This window comes from Gardnerella rara (assembly GCF_055452355.1).
Window position 1 is genome coordinate 368,538 of record NZ_JBVBJP010000001.1, and the last position, 23,378, is coordinate 391,915.

Genomic DNA, 23,378 nt, shown 5'->3' on the forward strand with positions numbered 1-23,378 from the left:
AACGGCGTATACAATCGTAGCTTGCTCACAAGTCAATTAAAGCTAGAGCGAGTCTAAAAACTTATTTATAAGTGATTGACATTTATGTTTATAAGTGATTGACATTTATGCGTTTTTGCAAAAAATTTATCGTCATTTTAATCAACATATCCTATGAATGTGGTTAAATTCCATCAGACGTAAACTTGCAAACGTGCGCATAAAAATGTTACACACACATACACGTGTTACACAACATGCACGCAAAATGCGCCAATAAAACGCCAATAAAAAGCGAGGAATAATGGCAGAGAACTTGAATACTACAGTAACAGTAAACGAATCTTCGGATCCGCAAAATAACGGCGGCCAAGACCGCACTGCTCTAAATCGCCAGCTTGCACAAATGCTTAAGGGTGGCGTAATTATGGATGTTACTACTCCAGAGCAAGCAAAAATTGCTGAAGATTCTGGAGCTTGCGCTGTTATGGCGTTGGAGCGTATTCCTGCCGATATTCGTGCAGCGGGCGGCGTTTCTAGAATGAGCGACCCAGCTATGATTCACGGAATCCAAGAGGCTGTGTCTATTCCTGTTATGGCAAAATGCCGCATTGGTCATTTTGTAGAAGCGCAAGTGCTTGAAGCCATTGAGATTGATTACATTGACGAAAGCGAAGTGCTTAGCCCAGCCGACGACGTGTACCACATTAACAAGCGCGATTTTGCAGTTCCATTTGTTTGTGGCGCCAAGGATTTGGGCGAGGCTTTACGCCGAATTAACGAAGGCGCTTCCATGATTCGCACAAAGGGCGAGCCAGGAACTGGAGACGTAATTCAGGCAGTGCGCCACATGCGAATGATGAATTCCGCAATCCGCAAGCTTACAAGCATGCGCGAAGATGAGCTTTTTGAAGAAGCTAAGACCTTGCGCGTGCCTTTTGATCTTGTAAAGTACGTTGCACAGAACGGCAAGCTTCCTGTTGTAAACTTTGCCGCTGGCGGCGTTGCTACCCCTGCAGACGCTGCTTTGATGATGCAGCTTGGCGCTGAAGGCGTTTTCGTTGGCTCTGGCATCTTTAAGTCTGGCGACCCAGCAAAGCGTGCTGCTGCAATCGTTAAGGCTGTTACTAATTACAAAGACGCTAAGATGATTGCTAAGCTTTCCGAGAATTTGGGCGAGGCAATGGTTGGAATTAACGAGCAAGAAATCAAGCTCTTAATGGCCAATCGCGGTGAGTGATTGAGGCGAATTATTTTGGCAAACCCACCTATCAATACAAATAATTGCGCGCATACTGTAGCCGTTCTAGCTGTTCAAGGAGCTTTTCTTGAGCATCGCTTAATGCTGGAAAAGCTGGGCGCGCGCGTTATTGAGCTTCGTCAAGCGCGAGATTTGGAGCAATCTTTTGACCGCCTTGTTTTGCCTGGCGGCGAAAGCACTGTGCAATCAAATCTTCTTAAAGAGCAAAACATGCTTGAGCCTTTGCGCGAGAAAATTGCAAGCGGAATGCCTGTTCTTGGCACTTGCGCAGGGCTGATTTTGCTTGCAAAGAACGTGGAAGGAAACGAAGTTAGCGGATTTGGCACTCTAGACGTTACTGTTAAGCGAAACGCTTACGGACGCCAGCTTGGAAGCTTCCACTACGAATCTAATTTTGGCAGTCTTGGCAAAGTTCCAATGACATTTATTCGTGCGCCTTATATTGCGCAAGTTGGACCAAATGCCGAGGCTCTTGCAACTGTAGACGGCAACGTGGTGGCTGCTCGCCAAGGAAACCAGATTGGCACAGCTTTCCACCCAGAGCTTGACGAAGACACAAGAATCCACCAACTTTTCTTGGATTTGTAGTTGGATTTGTAGATATCTTAAGATTGTAAATTCTTGTAAATTAAAGTGGCACTTAAATCACTTGATTAAGTGCCACTTCTATTATTAAAACGCCATTAAATCGCTATTAAATCGCCAGCAAATCGCTATTTTACTTCAAAAATCGCGTATCCAAATGCTCCAAGAGCATGATTTTGAGCATCATAATTGTAACTAATAATCGGCTCACAATCTGGCAAAGCACTAAACGAATCATTAGACTCATTGAACGCATTTAAAGCCACTACAACGCGCTTAGAATCAGTTGTACGCGCAAACACAAACTTTCCGCGCTCATCATAGTCAAGAACCCTAAAATTGCCATGAACAAAGCAATCGTTGCTTCTACGCAATTTTATAAGTTCGCGGAACAAGTCACGATTATCCTTTACAGGATTTGCCCAAGGCATAGCGGCGCGATAATCACACTCTTCAAAACCAACTACCCCAAGCTCATCACCGTAGAACACGCTTGGAGTTCCAACAGATGTAAGCAAACAAAGCTCAGCCAAGCGGAATCGCTTATCTTGCTCGCAAGAATCGCCAGAATCCGCGGAATTTTGCGCGCACAAGCTCCTAAAGCGACTAACGTCATGACTATCAAGCAAATTCAACTGACCCTGAACAATCGGGAATGGGTATCTTAAAAGCATATCCACAAATCGACTATTAAACTCGCGCGCGTTAATCTTGCCAAAAGCAAAGAAATCGCGGCAAACTTTGCGGAACTCGTAGTTCATAGTGGAGTCAAACATGTCTCCCTGCAGCCAGCGCTCAGAATTCTCCCAAATCTCCGCAATCAAAACGCTATCTTTTTTGGTCTTTTTAGCAACAGTGCGGAAAGCGCGCCAAAAGTCTTTATCAACCTCATTCGCAACATCCAAACGCCAACCGTCAACATCAAAATCTTCAAGCCAATAGCGGCAAACGTCCATAAAATAGTTTCGAACTTGTGGATTAGAAGTATTGAGCTTTGGCATTTTACGCTCATACGCAAAACACGTGTAGCTTGGGCGCTCGCCATCTTCGGGGCGCTTAACAGGGAACTTTAGCCCGTAGAACCAGTCCTTGTATTGCGAATTTTCGCCATTTTTAACAACATCGTCGAAAGCAAAGAAGTACCAACTAGAATGATTAAAAACGCCGTCAATAATTATGTGCATGCCGCGATTATGAACCTCGCTAACAAGCTCCCTAAAATCGTCGTCCGTTCCTAAATTAGGGCAAACATGGTAGTAATCAAGAAGATCGTAACGATGGTATTCTGCAGCTGTAAAAATTGGATTTAAATACAGGCAATTAAAGCCCAAATCCTCAATATAATCAAGATTTTCAATTATGCCTCTAATTGTTCCACCCAAACGAGTGTGCAAAGTTTGGCCAGTTTTCTCATCAAAATAATCTTTTGCCGCGCAACTTATTCCACGCTTAGAATCCGCAAAACTATCTGGGAAAATGTTATAAACAACAGCCTCTTTAAGCCAATGTGGAACGTCGCTAATCTCCTCGCGGCGAATAAATGGGAACTGGTAGACTTCTGTGCGATCTTCTGGAAAATCAGCCGCAATAGTATCGGCGTACAAATACAAGTGCTCATCCGCATCTTGCATCTCAAAGTAATAACAAACTCTATCTAAATCGCCGCTTATATTCGCTTCATAGTAGTCAAAGTAATCGTCACTTGCAATCTTTTCCATTTTAAGCGTGCGGAACTTATCTAACGGAGTTAAATCAACGCGATTTCCGTAATGCAAAACGCATGAGCTAAGATTATTCTTTGCCGCACGCAAGCGAATTGTTAAGCAATATTCTGCCGTAGAATACGCATACTGGGAAAGTGGCCTATGCAATATTGCTTGACGATTTATCATTTACATTTCCTTTCTAGCCTCGCTGCCATTGTTTTCGACTTTATCACCTACTCTTCTACACCGACACACTTTGATGGTGATTTCCTAAAACGCAACTCCAAACAAGGAAAGCTTGTAATTGCCCGCAACAGACTTAGCATTAATGTAGTATTGCTCTAAAGATACGCATACTTAAGTTTGGCAACACACAAACACAACGGAGGCGGTTATGCTTTTAGCAGTCGATATTGGCAACACGAATATTGTGCTTGGATTCTTAGATAACGGCAAGATTGTGGGCACTTATAGAATGACTACAAAAGCAAATCACACTTCCGACGAATACGGCATTATGATTACGCAATTCCTTAATTTAAGCGGTTTTAGTGTAAACGATGTTGAAGATGTTATTGTTGCTTCGGTTGTTCCAAAAGTTATGCACTCCTTCCGTGCAAGCATTGTTAAGTTTTTGCAAATCGACCCTATGATTGTAGGCCCTGGCGTAAAAACTGGCGTAAATATTAGGATTGACGAGCCACGATCCTTAGGCGCAGACTGCTTAGCAGATTGCGTTGGAGCGTTTAAAGAATACGGCGGCCCAGTATTGGTAATTGACTTTGGCACTGCTACAACCTATAACTACGTTGATGAAAACGCAGCCATTACATGCGGACTTATTTGCACGGGAATTAGTTCGGCTGCGGCAGCGCTATGGGATAATGCGGCTCAGCTTCCAGAAGTTGAGATTTCGCGCCCTAAATCCGTTTTGGCAAAATCCACTCGCCCCGCTATGCAGGCTGGACTCTACTACAGCTTCTTAGGTGGCATTGAGCGCACGATTGAGCAATTTAAAATAGAGATAGACGAGCCTTTTAAGGTTGTTGCAACAGGCGGATTGGGTCGTCTTTTTGAAAAAGATGTTAAAGCAATCGATTACTACGATCCAAACTTGATTTTTAAAGGAATGTACGAGATTTATAGAAGAACAACGGGCTGCTAGACGACTTTTCTAGTGCGCTAGCGCACAAGCACACTAACACACTAGCGCACAACAAAGCCCTGATTATACCCGTATTCTTTTAAGTCTTTTTTCCAAAGCGCAATTCCATCTTTAAGCCGAATCTTAGGACCAGGATCGTCTGGAAGAACAAAATCCTTGCCATCATCTTGCTTAATTCCAGCGTCAATCATGGCTTTAATGTTTAAGCGCGCTTTTGACTTTCGATTCCAATCGTAAGCCAATCCAACTGTGGAACGAAAATCGCTACGCGAATAAACTTCAAATGGCAAATACTTGTACCCCGTATACACATGTTGCGCTGCATCAGCAAAGACTCGATTAAAGCGTTGACCGCCAAAATATGGCACTTTAATCCCCCGAGAATCCAAAACAGTAGTCTTATTTAAAAATGCGCTATCTCTAAGAGTTACAACGTCTGCTGGAAACGCTCCCGCACTAACGCGTTCTTTAATGCCTTCTTGAGTGTGGCAAACAAAATCAACAAAACGCATTGCAGCTTCTGGCTTTCTACTAGACTGCAAAACGCTTAGCGCAGACCCACCCATTTGCGCATTATGATTTTTGCCATCCATTGTTGGAACTCTTGCAACACGCCACAACCCTGCTCCCCCCGGAATATCGCGCATTAAAAGCGATGTCATCCAAGCTCCAGCAAAAACGGAAGCAACATTGCCAGACCCAACAGCGTTCTTCCAAGCTGGAGTCCAGGTTGTAAGCCTTGTATCAACTAAGTCTTCGTCAATCATAGACTGCCAGAATTTAGTAAAATCCTTTGTTCCCTTGTCTTTGCTTAAGCGAACTGTAACGGTTTTTCCGTCGTGCGAAGTAATAAACGGGTGTCCGCCCGAAAGCCAAATCATAGCGTTGTAAAAGCTTGCATCGCCAGCATCGGCAGCAATGTAAACGCCTATGCTTTTTAGCTTTCTTGCAGCGTGAATATAGTCTTTCCAAGTGTGAATTTGCGTAGCGTCCACGCCTGCCTGGTTAAACACGTCTTGATTATAAAACCACGCCAAAGGCCCCGAATCCATTGGCAAACCGTATATACGTCCACCTAATTGCACAGAAGACCAAGATCCTGGAGTATAAAAAGTTTGAGTTCCCTGCACCCTATCTGTAATGTCTAAAAGCTGCCCACTAACTGCGTATTGCGGCAAAGCATGGTACTCCAATTGCGCAACATCTGGCATGCCGTAGCCGTCTTGAATAGCACTGTTAAGATTGCCATACCCGCTTGTGTCTTTTATTGTAACTTTAATATCGGGATTTTGCTTCTCAAAATCCGCTGCAATCCGCTTCATGCTTGGCTCCCAAGACCACACTGTGATTTTTGTTCTAGAATCAACAGATCCGCATGACGCACAAAAAACAACAGCAAAAACACATAAAACAGCAGTTATTATGCGCCTAACAAAACAGTCAACAATCTGCTTGCGATTTTTGCGCGGGCTTCTTTTATACATAACTCTCACTGCTATTCCACAGTTACGGATTTTGCTAGATTCCTAGGCTTATCAACGTCGTAGCCTTTAAGCTTTGCCATATTCATTGCAAAAATCTGCAAAGCTACAACATCTACAAGCGGGCTTAGCAAAGTTGGGCATTTAGGACGCCAAAATACAATATCCGCGTAGCGTTCTGCATCTGGATCGCCATCTTCTGCAACAGCAATCGTAAACGCTCCACGCGCCTTAACTTCTTCGATTCCAGAGATTACCTTAGCGTGCAAAACGTCTCTTCCTCTAGAAGATGGCACAATCACAACAACAGGCTCGCCTTTGTCTACAAGCGCTATTGGCCCGTGCTTTAACTCTCCTGCAGCAAATCCTTCTGTAAACGTGTACGCAATCTCTTTTAGCTTTAACGCACCTTCTAGCGCCACTGGGTATCCAACATGCCTTCCAAGGAACAAGAACGATTTTGCGTCGATTGTTTGCTTTGCAGCCTGCATAATCGAATCAGCTTGCGTATCTAAAACGTTTTGGATTTTATCTGGCATTTCTTTAAGCTGAGACACAATTTGCTGAATCTCATCTCTGTACATTGTTCCTTTGACTTGAGCCAAATAAAGCCCAAGCATGTATGCAGCTACGATTTGCGCAACGAAGGCTTTTGTGGAAGCCACTGCGATTTCCGGTCCCGCATGCGTGTAAAGTACAGCATCCGATTCTCGCGGAATACTAGAGCCTTGAGTGTTGCAAATAGCAAGCACGCGGCTACCCTGCTCTCGCGCATGCCTTAATGCCATTAGCGTGTCCATTGTTTCGCCAGACTGCGAGATTGCAACAACAAGCGTTCTATGCGTTAAAATTGGATCTCTGTACCTAAACTCGTGAGCCAGCTCCACCTCCACTGGCACGCGCACCCAATGTTCAATCGCATATTTTGCAACTAATCCAGCGTAGCTTGCTGTTCCACAAGCCACCACTATTATCTTATCGATTGAACGCAAAATATCTTGACTAATCCTAACTTCGTCTAGAATAATATTCCCTTTTGCATCAAATCGCCCGCGCAAAGTATCGGCTACAGCATGCGGATCTTCGTGGATTTCTTTATCCATAAAGGAATCCCATCCGCCTTTTTCTACAGCCGAAGCATCCCAGTCTACAGTAAAGTAACTAGGGTTTTCAATCTCGTTGCCGTCAAAATCTGTAAGACGAAGCTGTGCTTTTCCGTTCCCCTCTATATCTCCGATTAAAACAGCCTGATCTTGACCAACTTCAAGAACCTTATCTGTGTATTCTACAAAAGCCGCAACATCGGAACCTAGAAAATACTCGTTATTTGAAACACCTACTACAAGTGGCGAATCGTGGCGAACGGCAGCAACAATATTAGGTTGTCTAACGTCAACTGCAAGTAGAGTAAAAGCACCTTTAAGAATTTTTGCAACTTGTCTTATTGCTTTAAAAAGATCTGGCTTACCAGTTTCTTCAATTATTTGGTTTGCGATTTTTCCAAGCGCTTTGGCTGCCACTTCTGTATCTGTTTGAGATGAAAACTCTATGCCTTCTTTTTGCATTTGTTCTTTAAGACTAATAGCGTTTTCAATAATACCGTTGTGAATAAGGGCGATTTTTCCGTCTGCACTAATGTGTGGATGCGCATTTAAATCGCATGGAGCACCATTTGTAGCCCAACGTGTGTGGCCTATTGCAACGCTCGCCTCTGGCATTGGATTTTCGGCTATATCTTTTCTTAAAACAGCTAAGCGACCAGATTTTTTGCGCACGCATATAGAATCCATTCCTGGAGCAGCAAGAGCTACACCAGAAGAATCATAGCCTCTGTACTCTAAGCGTTCTAATCCGTTTAAGCAAACTTCTAAAGGCTTTGAGCAAACTGTGCCAAAACCTGCGTATCCAACAATTCCACACATAATTTTCTATTCTACGTTATAAAACGTGTGTGTTTCTACATGTTTTGCAATTATGTTTTGCAATTAATCTACATGTTTTGCAATTAATGCTATCTGTTGCTATGAATGCTATCTGCTTTTGCTTCGAATCCTTTGCCAAAATGCTTTTCCAACATAACCTGCAAAACCATCAAAACAGACGTAATCACCAAATACCAAATACTAGCAACAATAAGAAGCGGAATCGGCTTATAAATACGATTAGCAACAGCATTAGTAGCAAACTGAAGCTCCAAAGTAAAAGGCACAGCCAAAACCAAAGACGTAGTCTTAAGCATACCAATAGTCTCATTACCCAAAGGCGGAACAATAATACGCATAGCCTGAGGCAAAACAACCCTACGCATAGTCAAAGACCTACCCATACCCAAAGCCTGAGCAGCCTCAACCTGACCAGCATCCACAGCCTCCAAGCCAGCACGAACAATCTCCGACAAATACGCAGCCTCATTAAGCGACAAGCCAATAACAGCAGCATTCAAAGAAGTCATAACAACATTAGAATCAATCGAGAAAAACTCAACAGACGTAAACGGAATACCCATACTCAACTTAGGAACAAGAACAGCAAACATACCCCAAAAAACAAGCTGCGTATAAACAGGCGTACCACGGAAAAACCAAATAAAGAACCAACTCACAGCCCGCAAAACAGGATTAACACTCTTGCGCATCATAGCCAAACAAACAGCCAAAACAATCGCAATAACCATAGAAAGCAAAGTCAACAACAAAGTCCAACCAATACCAGCAAGAACGTTCTCGTTAAAAATGTACTTCCAAACGATTGCCCACTCAAATCTAGGATTTGTAGCAATTGAATACACAAGAGCACACGCTATAATCGCCACAATAATGCCAGATATAATTGGCCCAGGATTTTTTACTGGCAAAATGCGCTCGTTGTTGTTCTTTTTAGCAAACATGTTCATAATCCTACTCTAAACAACCAAAAACAATCAGACTTTTGGATTTACTTCTGGGTGCTTAATCATAACGTCTTCAACGCCCCACGCCTTCATTATTTCTTGATACGCGCCCGTTTGTATTAGCTTTTCAATACCAGCTTTTATTGCTTCCACAAGCTGAGTATCTCCTTTTTGAGCAATAATGCCCATAAGAGCTTTATCGCGGCTTTTACCCAGCGGCTCCAACTGACCGTCCGTTTGATCAATCGCAAAACTAGAAACAGGAGCGTCTGCATACATAACGTCTGCACGACCCGCCACTACTGCAGTTGTAGCATCCGTTTGTTCCCTAAAAGCAAGAACATCTAATGGAGCTTTACGACTTGCCTTGCAAACATCTCTAGCACCATACATTTGAGTTTCGCTTGTTGTGCCAACTTGTACAGACACTTTTTTACCGCATAAGTCGTTAAGATTCACATTTGTTGGATTGCCTTTTCTAACAACAAAAAGCAAACCAGCATCCGCGTACGTTACAAAGTCAACCGACTTTTCTCGCTCTTTGCTAACCGTAAATCCCGAAACACCAATGTCGAATTTGCTTCCAACAGATGGCAAAATCGCATCAAATGGCGCGTGAACAATGCGAAGCTTTAACCCCATTAATTTTGCTAACGCTTTGTTTAAGTCTATTTCGTAGCCTACAACCGTTTTTCCATCTCGAGCATAAAATCCTGCTGGTGCATATCCAACATTAGTGCCCATTACAAGCTCGCCACTTTCAACAAGCTTTTTTGGCAGCATTGCAGCAATATTTTTATCTTTTTTAATACGATTAACGTCGTAGCTACGCGCTAAAAGAGGATCTGGCCCAACCGCATCGCTTGTTCCACAAGCACTAGAAAATCCTAGTAAAGATAGCGACGTAAACGCAGCAACAAATCTTAGCCAACGAGATACACGAACGCCGTTCTTACTATGCGAGTTTGATTCGCATGAAGAACATGCATCACTCATACTAATCTCCGAATAAATTGGATGGAATATTCAAACAATGAACAACTTTACACTATGTTTGTTATTAGGCAAACATGCCAAACATTGTGCAAGATATTCTTTGCGTAAAATTGTTTGAATAATAGTGCTAATCAAAATAAAAAGGCTGCAGCAAACACCACAGCCATAAATTATTCATGATTTTACGCAAAATGCCTTAATTTTTACGTATTTATATTTATATGTTAAGCTTACAAAACGCTGTGCAGAAAATCTTTAAACCTTTCGGTTTGCGGATTATCTATAACTCCAGACGTTCCACATTCAACAACTTTTCCACCGTCCATAAACACAACCTGATCTGCAACTTCTCGAGCAAAACCAATCTCGTGCGTTACAACAATCATTGTCATGCCATCGTTTGCCAAGTCTCGCATAACATTAAGCACTTCTCCAACTAGCTCTGGATCTAGCGCAGATGTAGGCTCATCAAAAAGCATGATTTCTGGCTTCATTGCAAGCGCGCGAGCAATCGCAACTCGCTGCTGCTGTCCGCCCGAAAGCTGAGAAGGATAATGATCTACGCGGTCTGCCATTCCAACGCGCTCAAGCTCTTTAACCGCTAAATCGTGAGCTGCAATTTTATCCATGTGCAAAACGTGCACTGGCGCTTCCATAACGTTTTCAATAGCCGTCATATGTGGGAACAAGTTAAAACGCTGGAACACCATTCCAAGCTTGGCGCGCTGAGCCGCAATCTCGTTATCGTTTAATGCCTGCAAAACCTCTTTGCCCTTACGCATAACGGTTTTTACACCAATGCGCTCGCCGTAAATGGTGATTTTTCCAGATGTGATTGTTTCTAGCTGATTCACCAATCGCAGCAAAGTTGACTTTCCACTTCCCGAAGGCCCAAGTATAACTGTTACGCTTCCTGGCTTAACAGTCATATTAACGCCCTTAAGAACTTGCAAATTGCCAAAGGACTTGTGTAAATCCTCTATGACTACTGCTGGAGTATCACTTTTAGTAACATTTTGGCTTTGTGTATCAACCGTTAAAATATCAGTCATTTTTCCTCAAATCTAATCAAAACTAATGGAATTTTATCATTGATAATGCACTTATAAACACCTATAAACACCTATAAACACCTATAAGTAGCTTAAGCACTACGATTAACGCAACTTACGCATTAAAACCAAGCATTGTTGCATTATTGCGACCATTTACCGCATTGCTAGCGGCTTTAATGGCCTTGTCTCCGCGCTTTGCAGCATTCGAGTTGATTTGCGTATTGTTTACAATGTCTTTTGCTTCGAATCCTTTGCCAAAATGCTTTTCCAACATAACCTGCAAAACCATCAAAACAGACGTAATCACCAAATACCAAATACTAGCAACAATAAGAAGCGGAATCGGCTTATAAATACGATTAGCAACAGCATTAGTAGCAAACTGAAGCTCCAAAGTAAAAGGCACAGCCAAAACCAAAGACGTAGTCTTAAGCATACCAATAGTCTCATTACCCAAAGGCGGAACAATAATACGCATAGCCTGAGGCAAAACAACCCTACGCATAGTCAAAGACCTACCCATACCCAAAGCCTGAGCAGCCTCAACCTGACCAGCATCCACAGCCTCCAAGCCAGCACGAACAATCTCCGACAAATACGCAGCCTCATTAAGCGACAAGCCAATAACAGCAGCATTCAAAGAAGTCATAACAACATTAGAATCAATCGAGAAAAACTCAACAGACGTAAACGGAATACCCATACTCAACTTAGGAACAAGAACAGCAAACATACCCCAAAAAACAAGCTGCGTATAAACAGGCGTACCACGGAAAAACCAAATAAAGAACCAACTCACAGCCCGCAAAACAGGATTAACACTCTTGCGCATCATAGCCAATCCTATAGCAAGAACGATTGCAATAATCATAGACAAGAATGTGAGTATAAGAGTCCAACCAATACCAGTAAGAACGTTATTGCTTATAAGATAAATTCCAACAACATCCCACTCAAATCGCGGATTGGTGACTATTGAATAAAGAAGCGAGCATGCGATTATTGCTACGATTACGCCAGCCACGATTGGTCCAGGATTTTTGACCGGCAAAACGCTCTCGCCGCTAGGCGAATTTTGTAAATGCTTCTTACTTAAATTGTTAAACATACTTTCTCCATTAAAGCTTTGGGTTGTAGATTACTAATTAACACGTGTGCAATGCGTAGAAAATCAATGCAAATACATAGGAAGATGCATAGGCAAACACATAGGCAGATAAACAAATAAGGCGTGCGATTTACCTATGCTAATAGCTATAAACGCACGCCAAATTTAAAATCAGACTTCTGGGTTTACTTGCGATTCTTTAATGGCAACGTTTTCAACACCCCACTTTTTAAGAATGTCTTTGTAAACGCCATTCTTCATAAGCTTATCGATTGCAGCCTTAATAAGCTTTAGCATTTTAGCATCGCCCTTTTTAACAGCTGCGCCCATTGGCTCAGCGTCGTTGCTGCTTTCTAGAATCTCAAGCTTTCCGCTATTCTTTATTGCAGCGTAACCAGCCACAGGAGTATCTGCATACATAACGTCTGCGCGGCCAGAAAGCAATGCTGTAGTGGCATCTGTTTGATCCTTAAAGCTCATGATTTCTAGCGGCTTATCGTTATTTGCAGCGCACTGCTTCTTGGCTTCTTCCATGATTGGTTCGCCAACAGTGCCAGTTTCTAATGTAACTTTTTTACCGCAAAGATTCTTTGGATCCACCTTAGTTGGATTGCCTTTACGAACTTCAAAAGATAAACCAGCATTTGCGTACGTTACAAAATCAACGGACTTCATGCGCTCAGCATTTACGGTAAAGCCAGAGATTCCAACGTTATACTTGCTTCCGATTGCTGGAATAATGGAATCAAACTGAGCATGCATAATCTTAGCCTTTAAGCCCATCAACTTTGCTAGCGCCTTAGAAAAATCAATTTCGTAACCGACTGGGGTTTTGCCATCGGCAGCAAAGAATTCTGCAGGAGCATAGCTAACATTTACGCCAACAGTTAGTTCGCCAGTTTTTGCAACGCTTTCTGGAACCAACTTTGCAATCTCATCGTCTTTTTGAACTTTGCTTACATCGTAGCTGCGTGCCACATCTGGGTCTGCTGCTTTAGAATCGGCAGGGCCGCATGCGCATGTGCATCCAATCAATGCAAGAGTTGCAATTGCTGCAATTGGCTTAATTGATTTAAAGATTGTGTTGCTGTTAGTCATTTTCTTCTCCTGTTCAATCCTTCAGTCTTAAACAATCAATAACTTATAATTTACAGTGATATGCATAACTATACACGATATCCCTACTAAATTGCGATTATGAAAATGCAAAAACTGCATATTCATAAATTGCCATACATAAATGCGATATAAATCAGCAAAAAATAACGAATCCGAAAATCAAAAGCCGTATATTATTCACAAAAATGAATAATATACGGCGTGTCGCGTAACAAAAAGCGCAAGATTTTCCCGAAAATGTTGTTCAACACGGCAAAATCAGCTACAAAATCGGGAAAGTTTTACCGAGAATGTTGTTCAAATCAGCGTGTCGTGCAACAAAATCGGGAAAAACTTACCGAAAATGTTGAGCAAAACGGCGAATCACCTAGATTGCATATTTTTGTATCGCATAGCTCGCAAAGCCTCGCGCTTATCTTGCTCTTCGCGCAAAGCTTGCCGCTTATCGTACTCTTTTTTGCCTCGCGCCAGAGCAATCTCAACTTTAGCGTAGCTACCTTTAAAATAAATCCTCAAAGGCACAATCGTATAGCCCTTAGCTTCAATCTGCCTAGAAAGCTTAGCAATTTGAACCGCGTGAAGAAGCAGCTTGCGCTTACGCTTAGGGGCATGATTATTCCACGTTCCATTTAGATATTCTGGAATATTTGCGCCTTCTAGCCAAATCTCGCCACGCCTATCAATGTTTACAAAAGCCTCGGCTAAAGAAGCTCTGCCTTCTCGTAAAGACTTAACTTCGGTTCCAGTAAGAGCAATGCCCGCTTCGTAGCAATCTTCAATCGCGTAGTCGTGATTTGCTTTTTTATTTCTTGCAACAGTTAAAGTGCCATCTGAACCAGGTTTTTTATCCAAAATGCCCTCCGCAAAAAGCGTTTAATAAACTCTAATAATGTACGTACTCGTAATTTCCTGCATTAGGAATTGTTCTATAAGATGGGAACGTTGCAAAACCAACGCCACCTTCGGATATAAGCACAGAGCCGTCGGAGTTTACACGCTCAACAACAGCAACGTGGCCGTACGTAGGGTCGGATCCAGCAGCACCCCTACTAAACACCATAATAGCGCCAACATGCGGAGTGCGATTTACCAAATATCCTAGCTTTCGCCCAGAATTCGCCCATTCCGCGCCGTTTCCCATAAACGATCCAACAGGCAATCCAAGCTGCGATCTACGCATATACGCCCAAAGTGTGCACTGGCGAGCAGGGTACGCAGAGCCGCCAACCGTGTTTCCAGTATTGTGGCCATAGCAATTGCCCGAACCCGCCGCACAGTTTCCAGGAACCGTGTAATTCATTCCATTTGCAGCGCCATTAGAAAGAGGCAAAGCTGGCAAATTAGGAGCGCTCCACCCGCCGCCACGCATTTGCTGGCGATTAGCGTTAGGGTTCATTCTTGCAGCAGCCGTAGCAGCCAAAGCCCTAGCTTGAGCGTCGATTTGAGATTTTAACTCAACAATTTCCGCAGCCTCTCTAGCTGCGCGAGAAGTAAGACTGCTCTTTTGGCTTTCCAACTGCTTTCTAAGAGCACTTCCCTGGTCTCGCAAAGCCTGCAAAGAACGCTGCTTATCTAGAGCAGCCTTAGCAGCAGCCTGCGCACTCTGAGCCTGATCTTGAGCTTTTTGCTTTAACTTTTCAATCGCGGTTTCTATAGCAGCCAAACGCTGGCGTCTATTCATTGAGTTGCTCAAAGTAACAGCTGCATCGTTAGCAGCATTCGCCTCACTGCGTGCAACTGCAGCCTCAGACTGAAGTTTACCAACAAACTGCTCGGTTGTTGTTGAATTAGTAACCATTGCCATTACGTTAGAAGCATTTGAGCCGTGGAAACTTTTTCTAGCAAGCGCAGCCACAGCAGCCTTTGCATCGTCAAAATCTTCGCCAGTTTTTTTAATCTTTTCTTCCAAATCGCGCTTATCTTTTTGAGCAGACTGCAAACGCTGATTTGTAGACTCCACAAGACTCATGGCCTGCTGAGCTTGATCTTGAGCCTGCTGAGTAGCTCGAATCTGGTTTGGAATTTTATGTTCGTTTAAATCGTTAAGCTCTAAAATCTTATCTGCAAGTTGCTTACTAACACCAGCCAGCTGCTTTTTAAGCGCCGCATTACTTTGCACTTTTCGGTTATAGTCTTGCATTGTTACTGCATCGGCACGCAAAGGCTTGTATGCAATCAAAGTAGCAACTGTAGAAAGCATAATAACACTTAGCGCAATTGCACTAACAGCTACGCGTTTAGAATAGTAAAAATAACATCTTTTGCTACTCAACTTGCTTTCCAACTTGCTACCCAACATGTTTTCCTTTCAAACCTTTACAAGCACTAATGCGAATTATACATTGAAAATCCTACTGAGCATAAGCGTTTCAAACTAATCTTAAGCTTTACAACACTTATTATTTAAGATTATTTACGCCTGCAAATAGCGTCTAAGAGCAAACGCGGAGGCGACTATCGAAAGCAAAACAGCCCCCAGAACTAGCGCTGGAACAGTCATCCAAACAGTAGCCTGATTAACAAACGGCATCCAGCGAACGTTTTGCGCAAGCCAATCCGTAATAAACACTTTAACAACAATGCTAAGGGCGCACCCCGAAAGCAAAGATCCTATAAGGGAAGCAAAAGCGCCCTCTAAAATAAACGGCATACGAATCGTCCAATTAGAAGCGCCCACAAGTCGCATAATCTCTGTTTCTTGCTTTCTAGAGGCTGCAGACATGCGAATTGTAGTTCCTGTAAGCATAATCGCAACAACAACCATTACTGCAGCAAGCACAATAGTTACAGCTGTTGCATGATTTAAAACACTAAACACAGGGTCAAAAATCTGCCTTTGGTCTACAACTTCTTCTACGCCATCACGCCCAGAAAGAACTTCGGAAACAACTTGATATTTTGTTGGATTTGTAAGCTTTAATCGCAAAGAATCCTGCATATCGGCAGCGGTTAAAGTACGCCCTTGATATAAGCCATTAGGATATTGCTTAAGAAAAGTGTTCTTGTAAAACTCGCTTCTACTAACGTAAGTTATGTTTGAAACGTCTGAGCCAAGTTCTTGGTTAATAATGTTTTCTAACTTTACGATTTCGCTCTTTGTTGGAGCTTTTCCAGAAGCGCAAGACGCTGCCTGACTTGTTCCATCTGGGCAAAGCCACGCAACCACTTCCACTTTGTCGTACCAATCGCCCTTAGCTTTTGTGATTTGCGCCTGCATAAGAACGGATGCGCCTATAAACAAGAACGATATAAAGGTAACGAGCATTACCGAAATAATCATAGAAACGTTTCTGCGTAGGCTAATACACGTTTCGGAGAATATAAACCTTAATCGCATTACTCGTCTCCTTCGTTCTTAAGATTTTCGCTGTTATCTGCGCTATCTGCGTTACTCGTGTTATCCGTGTTATCAACCTTATCGGCCTTATCGGCCTTATCGACCTTATCAGCACTATCCGCGTTACTCGCATTATCTGCGTCATCGGACTTATCCGCGTTATCCGCGCCATCTGCCTTATCTGCCGACTTTTGCGCAGGAGGAGCAGGCGGAATCGAAAGTCCACGTCCCCAAGTCATAGTGGTTTCTAGAGGCTGGAAAACCTCGCCATATCTACCTGTTCTGCCAGAATGAACCGATTGCGCAAGACGAGCAATGCCCTCGTTGTCTTCGGAACCATTTTGCAGAGTTTGAGCAACAGCATCCATGGCCTGTTTTGCTTGAGCAGCACGCTTTGCACGTTTAGACATAAAGCGATAATTTTCTTGCGACTCCTCTAAATCGCCTGCGTTTGCAGATGAGTTTTCGCTATTTGCAGCGTTAGAGACGCCATTAGAGCCATCATTAGAGTCATTGCTAGAATCACCATTTGCCGAAGAAACAGCCGCACTAATGGAGTCGCCTTCTACAGCCTGCTGAGCCTTCGATTTTTGCTCAACATCGGCATCTGGGAAGTAAAGCGCAGAATCGTAAGAACCCTCGCGCTCATCTCGAACAATCTTTCCAGCGTGAAGCTCCACAACGCGCTTGCGCATAGAGTTAACAATCTCTTCGTTATGCGTAGCCATAACAATCGTAGTACCCGTGCGATTAATGGCGTCCAAAACTTCCATAATTCCAAGCGAAGTTGTAGGATCCAAGTTTCCAGTAGGCTCATCTGCAAGAAGAATTTGCGGATGATTAACGTACGCGCGCGCAATGGCAACTCGCTGAGCCTCGCCGCCAGAAAGCTCGTGCGGATAATTATTTTCTTTTCCCGTTAACCCAACCGTCTCCAAAACGCGCGGAACAAGCGACTTAATTGTAGAGCGACTCGTTCCAATAACCTCTAGCGCAAAAGCCACATTCTGATACACAGTTTTATTGTTCAGCAGCTTATAATCCTGGAAAATAAAGCCGAGCGACCTTCTATACTGCGGAACCTGGCGATTTACAAGGCGGCGCAAGTCATTGCCAGCAACGTGAATCTCGCCCTTAGTTGCTTCCTCTTCGCGCAACAGCAAACTTAAAAGAGTGGTTTTGCCAGAGCCAGACGCTCCAACAAGAAACACAAAGTCAGCACGATTAACTTCTAAAGAAATATCGTCCAAAGCAGGACGCGTGCCCTTAGGATAAATCTTCGACACATGTTCTAGCGAAATCAGAGACATATTCTGCATTTTCCTTTACGAACTATTGAACGATATGCTTTACTTTTTACTATTTTATAGATTGTTTTTGATTTTACGCGCTTTGCAAAAGTCAAAGCAACTTAAGAGCAAGCTATGAGTGTTTTGCAGCAACTCTTTGCTCATGCCTCCAGCGAATACCAGCTTCAATAAAGCCGTCAATATCGCCGTCAAAAACAGCCTGAGTTTGCGAGGTTTCGTAGCCTGTGCGCAAATCCTTAACCATCTGGTACGGGTGAAGAACGTAAGAGCGCATCTGATCTCCCCAGCTTGCCTTAATATCTCCAGCAAGTTCCTTCTTCTTTGCAGCTTCCTCCGCATGCTTTAACACAAGCAAACGCGATTGCAAAACTGCCATTGCTGCAGCGCGATTTTGAATCTGGCTGCGCTCATCTTGCATAGAAACAACCAAGCCGGTTGGTAAATGCGTAATACGAACCGCAGAATACGTGGTATTTACACCCTGGCCTCCAGGTCCTGAAGCTTGGAAAGTATCCACGCGAATGTCGGAATCTGGAATATCAATATGATCCGTAGCTTCAACAAGTGGGATTACTTCAACAGCACTAAAGCCAGTTTGACGCCTGCCTTGATTGTCGAATGGCGAAATACGAACCATTCTGTGCGTTCCGCCTTCTACAGAAAGACGGCCATACGCGTATGGGGCATCCACTTGGAAAGTGGCGGATTTAATACCAGCTTCTTCCGCATAAGATGTGTCCATCATCTTAGTTTTGTAGCCATTTCGCTCTGCCCAACGCAAGTACATTCTAAGTAGCATTTGCGCAAAATCAGCCGCGTCCACGCCGCCTGCGCCCGAACGAATTGTAACAACGGCCGCACGCGCGTCGTATTCGCCGTCAAGAAGAGTCTGAACTTCCATATCGTCCAACTCGTGAGCAATAGAGCCAAGCTCCTCTTGAGCTTCATTCATTGAATCAGCATCGCCTTCTTCTTGGCCAAGCTCAATCAAAGTCTTAGCGTCTTCAATGCGCTGATCTACAGCTTGCAAACGCTTTAGCTGAGACTGAGCTGCAGAAAGCTTACTTGTAACTTGCTGAGCATGCTCAGAATCATCCCAAAGTCCAGGCTCAGCAGCCTGCTTTTCTAAATCTGCAATCGTAGACTTCAACGAATCGACATCTATTGCTTTAGAAATCGAAGAATACTTTGCTTCAACATCATTTAACGCTTGGGCAAAATCAAATTCCGCCATTTACTTAAAGTACCTCTTTATATACTTGTTTTACGCAATTACTACTTGCAAAATACTTACAAAATCAACTATTTATAAGTCTAGCGTACGGTCAAAATCTCTGGGCCATTCTCCGTAATTGCAATCGTATGCTCGCTGTGAGCGCCGCGAGAACCATCAGCAGAGCGAAGAGTCCAACCATCTTTTGGATCTTGATAAATCTCGTCAGTAGTCTTTAAGAACCATGGCTCAATCGCAATAACCAAGCCTGGGCGAAGCTTGTAGCCGTGGTGAGCAGTGCCATCGTTAGGAACATGCGGATCGCCATGCATAATATGACCAACTCCATGGCCGCCAAACTCAAGATTTACGCTGTAGCCATACTCGTGAGCAACGCAACCAACAGCTGCAGAGATATCGCCAAGGCGGTTTCCAGGCTGAGCCATGTTAATTCCAGCCTCCAAAGCTTCCTCAGTGCACTTAATCAAGCGCAAATCCTCAGGGTCCGCATGCTTTCCAACCACAAAGCTAACAGCAGAATCTCCAACCCATCCGTCAACGTTAATCGCCAAGTCAAGAGTCAACAAATCGCCATCTTTAAGGTTGTAATCGTATGGAACTCCGTGAAGAACTGCATCGTTTACAGATGTGCAAATGTAGTGCGCAAAAGGACCAGTTCCAAAATCGGGAGCATAGTCAACATAGCAAGAAGACGCACCTTTACGGCTCATAATGCGTTGGCGAACAAAGTCATCAATCTCAAGAAGATTTGTGCCAACTTTTGTCATTGCTTGTAAATCTTTAAGAATACTACCAACGAAGCGACCCGCAGGCTTCATAGCTTCAATCTCGGATGGAGTTTTAAGTTCAATCATGATTTAAGACTAACGCGCAGGCACGAAAATAGCGCAAAATATGGCGAAAATACTAGCTAATGATGTCGCTTAATACTTGTAATCTAGGCACATGCCTAATAACAATGAAATTAATAACAAAGAAACGCAGAAAGAAATTTCCGCTGTAAATTTTGACCCAGCTTCCTTCTCTTCAGTTATTCAACCACAAGACGATTTATTCCGTTACGTAAACGGTCCATGGATTGACACTTACACTCTTCCAGAAGATAAGCCAATGTTTGGTGCTTTCTACAAGCTTTCAGAAGATGCAGAGACGCAAATTCGAGATATTTTAGAAAGCGAAGATTGCCCAGCCAAAAAATCGCAAACTTTGTACCGTAAATATTTGGATACTGCAGCTATTGAAAAAGCTGGAATTACGCCAATTAAAGGCGATTTAGACGCTGTTGATGCGGCGGCCAGTAAAGAAGATTTGGTTCGCACTATTGCTACTCTTACTCCATACGGCGGCCCAAATGCAATGTTTGGTTTTGGTGTTTACGGAGACCCTAAAGACCCTAAAACAAATGTTATGCATATTGAGCAGGGTGGATTGGGCTTGCCAGACGAAGCGTACTATCGCGAGGATAGTTACGCTCCAATTCGCGAAGAATACGTAAAAATGGTGGCTTCTTTGCTGCGATTGGCTGGGTATGCAGATGCTGCCGCTAGCCAGGAACTTGCCGAGCTCTTTTTGAAGGTGGAAACGCAAATCGCAAGCAACCACTGGGATAACGTAGCAACTCGCGATTCTCAAAAAACTTATAATCCTTACAATTATGAGGATTTGGCAAAAACGCTTGAAGCGCTGAATCTTGACGCATTCTTGGATGCTGCCCAAAAGGCTTACGATGACTCGGAAGAAGCAAAGAATCAGCCAATTAATGTTCGCAAAGCTTTTAGCAAAGTAATAGTTCACGAGCCAAGCTTTATAGAAGGATTGAATAAGATTTGGCAAGAAGCCGACTTAGAAGATTTAAAGCTTTGGGCACGCGTGCACGTGATTTTGTGCTGGGCAAGCATGTTGAGCGAAGACTTTGCTGGAGCTAGATTCGACTTCTACGGCAAAGTGCTTTCTGGCGCCACAAAGCCTCGCGACCGCTGGAAGCGCGCAATCGGAGTTGTTGACGATGCTTGCGGCGAAGAAGTTGGCCGCGAGTACGTGCGCTTGCACTTCCCTGAGTCGTCTAAAAAGTATATGCAAGGCTTAGTTAGCAATCTTATTAACGCTTACCGCGAGTCGATTTCTCACAGCAGCTGGCTTGGCGAGGAGACTAAGGCAAAGGCCTTGGAAAAGCTTAGCAAGTTTGAGCCAAATATTGGTTACACAAACCATTGGATTGACTACTCTGCGCTAAATATTAGGGAAGACGCTGGCTTAATTGATAATATGCGCGAAGTTTCTAGATTTGCGTTTGGTAGGTATACTGCAAAAGTTGGAAAACCTGTGGACCGCGAAGAATGGCAGATGACTCCGCAAACTGTTAACGCTTACTACGATCCATTACTTAACGTAATTGTGTTCCCAGCTGCGATTTTGCAACCACCATTCTTTAGCCCGAGCGCTCCAGACGCAGCCAATTACGGCGCTATTGGTGCCGTGATTGGCCACGAAATCGGCCACGGTTTTGACGACCAAGGTTGCGAATACGACGGCGACGGCGTGCTTAACAATTGGTGGACAGAAGAAGACAAGACCAACTTTACTGAGCGCACTAAAAAGCTTATTGAGCAATACAATGCGTTTACGCCAACGCAGCTGATTGTTAAATACTCTCACTTAAAGAGCAAAGAAGAGCGAGATGCAATGCCTCACGTAAATGGCGCTTTAACAATCGGTGAGAATATTGGTGATTTAAGCGGCGTAACTATTGCGCTTAAAGCCTACGCTTTTGCTTTGCAAAAGAGCAAGGGGCAAGAAATCGACGGAAGCGACGCTGCGATTCGCGAAACTTTGCTAAACGCTCCTAAGATTGATGGTTTCACTGCTTTGCAGCGATTCTTCTTAAGCTACGCGTTGGTCTGGCGCTCTAAGTCTCGTAACGAGATTGCGGAGCAATACCTTCAAATCGACCCACACTCCCCTGCAGAGTGCCGCACTAACGGCATTGCGCGAAATGTTGACTTGTTCTACGATGCTTTCGATGTTAAGGAAGGCGACGAGATGTGGCTCGATTCAAGCGAGCGCGTACACATTTGGTAAGTCGCAGATAAGTCGCAAATAAGTCAAAAATAAATCAAAATATAGAAGCCTGCAAGCGTTTAATACGTAAGCAGGCTTTTTTGTATCGCTTGAGTATCTGTGCTACTTAACGTCTGGTTTTCTCTACTCGCTTTTGCCTATTTTGTCAAGGATTTTTTATCAATGTGTATAAAACATAGGCTTTAACCACATTGATAAAAATATCTTGCACAACTATTTTTCATATATCATAGTTGATTTTACTGCGGCGAATTTGCCAAAAGCCACGATAATCAACACGGTTTTGCGCGATGAACTTCGAGACTTAAATTAGTCGCAGTCCAAACTTTTGAAAGGTTGAAAAATATGGCACAGCAACAAGCAACATTAACAATCAGCGGATACGTTGGTAGTGACCCAGTAAACTTTAGTCGCAACGAAAACGCGCCCGCATGCTCACTTAGAATCGGAAGCACATCTTCTTACTACCACAGCGAAGAAAAAGCGTGGAAGGAGCGCCCAACAACATGGATGACCGTAAAAGCATACAAATCGCTGGCGTCAAACGTGCTAAAAAGCGTGCATAAGGGAGACGCAATCGTAGTTTGCGGAAATTTAAACACGGAATCTTGGCACAAAGATGGAGAAGACCGATCGCGTGTGGTTCTAGAGGCAACATCAATCGGACACGACCTAAATCGCGGAATCAGTGAATTTACTAAGACTTCGTATGCAAAAAACAAAAACATTGTAAATGCAGAGTCTAAAAACAAAGACTATAACGAATCCGCAGATGGTCAAAACCAAAACTTTGCAATCAAGAACCCAATGTCTTCTAAATCACAGTCTTCAAAATCACATTCTTCTACTCAAGAAGATGAAGAAACAACCGATTTTGGAGGCCAATTAGATGAAAATCAATACGACGACATTGAAGGAGGCGCCAATGAGTTTTAGAAAAGTCTAATGATATTAAACATTAGACTCAAGTATAGTGTTCTTTAAAATTTTGCTGATATTCATAGCAATATTGCCGCTGAAAATAATGCACACATACGAAAATAGCAAATATGCAAATATCAAATATGCAATGCA

19 protein-coding genes are annotated in these 23,378 nt (G+C 43.4%); 5 read left to right on the forward strand and 14 right to left on the reverse strand.

The features are described 5' to 3' along the window. Nucleotides 1-283 precede the first annotated feature (283 nt). Nucleotides 284-1,219 carry a pyridoxal 5'-phosphate synthase lyase subunit PdxS gene (gene pdxS, locus ACZ0NX_RS01470; RefSeq protein WP_464405113.1) on the forward strand — a complete coding sequence of 312 codons (936 nt, stop codon included), beginning with the start codon at nt 284-286 and terminating at the stop codon, nt 1,217-1,219. Between the two features lie 15 nt (nt 1,220-1,234). Then, nucleotides 1,235-1,828, forward strand: a complete 594-nt coding sequence (gene pdxT, locus ACZ0NX_RS01475; RefSeq protein WP_464405115.1) for a pyridoxal 5'-phosphate synthase glutaminase subunit PdxT — start codon at nt 1,235-1,237, stop codon at nt 1,826-1,828. A gap of 125 nt (nt 1,829-1,953) precedes the next feature. On the opposite strand, the gene ACZ0NX_RS01480 is transcribed toward pdxT, so the two are convergent. Then, nucleotides 1,954-3,717 carry a glycoside hydrolase family 13 protein gene (locus ACZ0NX_RS01480; protein WP_464405117.1) on the reverse strand — a complete coding sequence of 588 codons (1,764 nt, stop codon included), beginning with the start codon at nt 3,715-3,717 and terminating at the stop codon, nt 1,954-1,956. 208 nt (nt 3,718-3,925) lie between these two features. On the opposite strand from ACZ0NX_RS01480, the gene ACZ0NX_RS01485 reads away from it, so the two are divergent. Next, the gene (locus tag ACZ0NX_RS01485) at nt 3,926-4,696 is read left to right on the forward strand and encodes a type III pantothenate kinase (protein ID WP_060786791.1); all 771 of its coding nucleotides are present in this window, start codon (nt 3,926-3,928) and stop codon (nt 4,694-4,696) included. A 41-nt stretch (nt 4,697-4,737) separates the two neighbouring features. On the opposite strand, the gene ACZ0NX_RS01490 is transcribed toward ACZ0NX_RS01485, so the two are convergent. The 13 genes from ACZ0NX_RS01490 to map form a co-directional block, all read right to left on the reverse strand. Continuing rightward, entirely contained in the window at nt 4,738-6,180 is a 1,443-nt protein-coding gene (locus ACZ0NX_RS01490; RefSeq protein ID WP_464405119.1) for an ABC transporter substrate-binding protein, read from the reverse strand. Between the two features lie 11 nt (nt 6,181-6,191). After that, nucleotides 6,192-8,099 carry a glutamine--fructose-6-phosphate transaminase (isomerizing) gene (gene glmS / locus ACZ0NX_RS01495; RefSeq protein ID WP_464405121.1) on the reverse strand — a complete coding sequence of 636 codons (1,908 nt, stop codon included), beginning with the start codon at nt 8,097-8,099 and terminating at the stop codon, nt 6,192-6,194. 89 nt (nt 8,100-8,188) lie between these two features. After that, nucleotides 8,189-9,064 (reverse strand): amino acid ABC transporter permease, encoded by an 876-nt coding sequence (locus tag ACZ0NX_RS01500; RefSeq protein ID WP_464405153.1) that lies wholly within the window; start codon nt 9,062-9,064, stop codon nt 8,189-8,191. Between the two features lie 33 nt (nt 9,065-9,097). Beyond that, on the reverse strand, nt 9,098-10,063 hold the full coding sequence (locus ACZ0NX_RS01505) for an ABC transporter substrate-binding protein (RefSeq protein WP_060786624.1): 966 nt from the start codon (nt 10,061-10,063) through the stop codon (nt 9,098-9,100). 230 nt (nt 10,064-10,293) lie between these two features. Next, nucleotides 10,294-11,115 carry an amino acid ABC transporter ATP-binding protein gene (locus ACZ0NX_RS01510; protein ID WP_060786623.1) on the reverse strand — a complete coding sequence of 274 codons (822 nt, stop codon included), beginning with the start codon at nt 11,113-11,115 and terminating at the stop codon, nt 10,294-10,296. A 115-nt stretch (nt 11,116-11,230) separates the two neighbouring features. Continuing rightward, a complete protein-coding gene (locus tag ACZ0NX_RS01515) occupies nt 11,231-12,226 on the reverse strand; it encodes an amino acid ABC transporter permease (protein ID WP_464405123.1) in 996 nt (331 codons plus the stop codon). 171 nt (nt 12,227-12,397) lie between these two features. Continuing rightward, entirely contained in the window at nt 12,398-13,324 is a 927-nt protein-coding gene (locus ACZ0NX_RS01520; protein WP_415689625.1) for an ABC transporter substrate-binding protein, read from the reverse strand. Between the two features lie 384 nt (nt 13,325-13,708). Further along, a complete protein-coding gene (gene smpB / locus ACZ0NX_RS01525; protein ID WP_004130644.1) occupies nt 13,709-14,197 on the reverse strand; it encodes an SsrA-binding protein SmpB in 489 nt (162 codons plus the stop codon). Between the two features lie 31 nt (nt 14,198-14,228). Beyond that, entirely contained in the window at nt 14,229-15,617 is a 1,389-nt protein-coding gene (locus tag ACZ0NX_RS01530) for a CHAP domain-containing protein (protein WP_415695593.1), read from the reverse strand. A 141-nt stretch (nt 15,618-15,758) separates the two neighbouring features. Further along, a complete protein-coding gene (gene ftsX / locus ACZ0NX_RS01535; protein ID WP_060787240.1) occupies nt 15,759-16,682 on the reverse strand; it encodes a permease-like cell division protein FtsX in 924 nt (307 codons plus the stop codon). Next, nucleotides 16,682-17,992, reverse strand: a complete 1,311-nt coding sequence (ftsE, locus tag ACZ0NX_RS01540; RefSeq protein WP_464405155.1) for a cell division ATP-binding protein FtsE — start codon at nt 17,990-17,992, stop codon at nt 16,682-16,684. The genes ftsX and ftsE overlap by 1 nt, the downstream gene beginning before the upstream one ends. Before the next feature lie 112 nt (nt 17,993-18,104). Further along, nucleotides 18,105-19,226, reverse strand: a complete 1,122-nt coding sequence (gene prfB, locus ACZ0NX_RS01545) for a peptide chain release factor 2 (RefSeq protein WP_060787238.1) — start codon at nt 19,224-19,226, stop codon at nt 18,105-18,107. 80 nt (nt 19,227-19,306) lie between these two features. After that, nucleotides 19,307-20,080 carry a type I methionyl aminopeptidase gene (map, locus tag ACZ0NX_RS01550; RefSeq protein WP_415689620.1) on the reverse strand — a complete coding sequence of 258 codons (774 nt, stop codon included), beginning with the start codon at nt 20,078-20,080 and terminating at the stop codon, nt 19,307-19,309. Between the two features lie 91 nt (nt 20,081-20,171). Between map and ACZ0NX_RS01555 the strand changes: the two genes are divergently transcribed. Both ACZ0NX_RS01555 and ACZ0NX_RS01560 read left to right on the forward strand, forming a co-directional pair. Continuing rightward, on the forward strand, nt 20,172-22,304 hold the full coding sequence (locus ACZ0NX_RS01555) for a M13 family metallopeptidase (protein WP_464405125.1): 2,133 nt from the start codon (nt 20,172-20,174) through the stop codon (nt 22,302-22,304). 345 nt (nt 22,305-22,649) lie between these two features. Further along, nucleotides 22,650-23,240 carry a single-stranded DNA-binding protein gene (locus ACZ0NX_RS01560; protein WP_464405127.1) on the forward strand — a complete coding sequence of 197 codons (591 nt, stop codon included), beginning with the start codon at nt 22,650-22,652 and terminating at the stop codon, nt 23,238-23,240. Nucleotides 23,241-23,378: the final 138 nt, after the last annotated feature.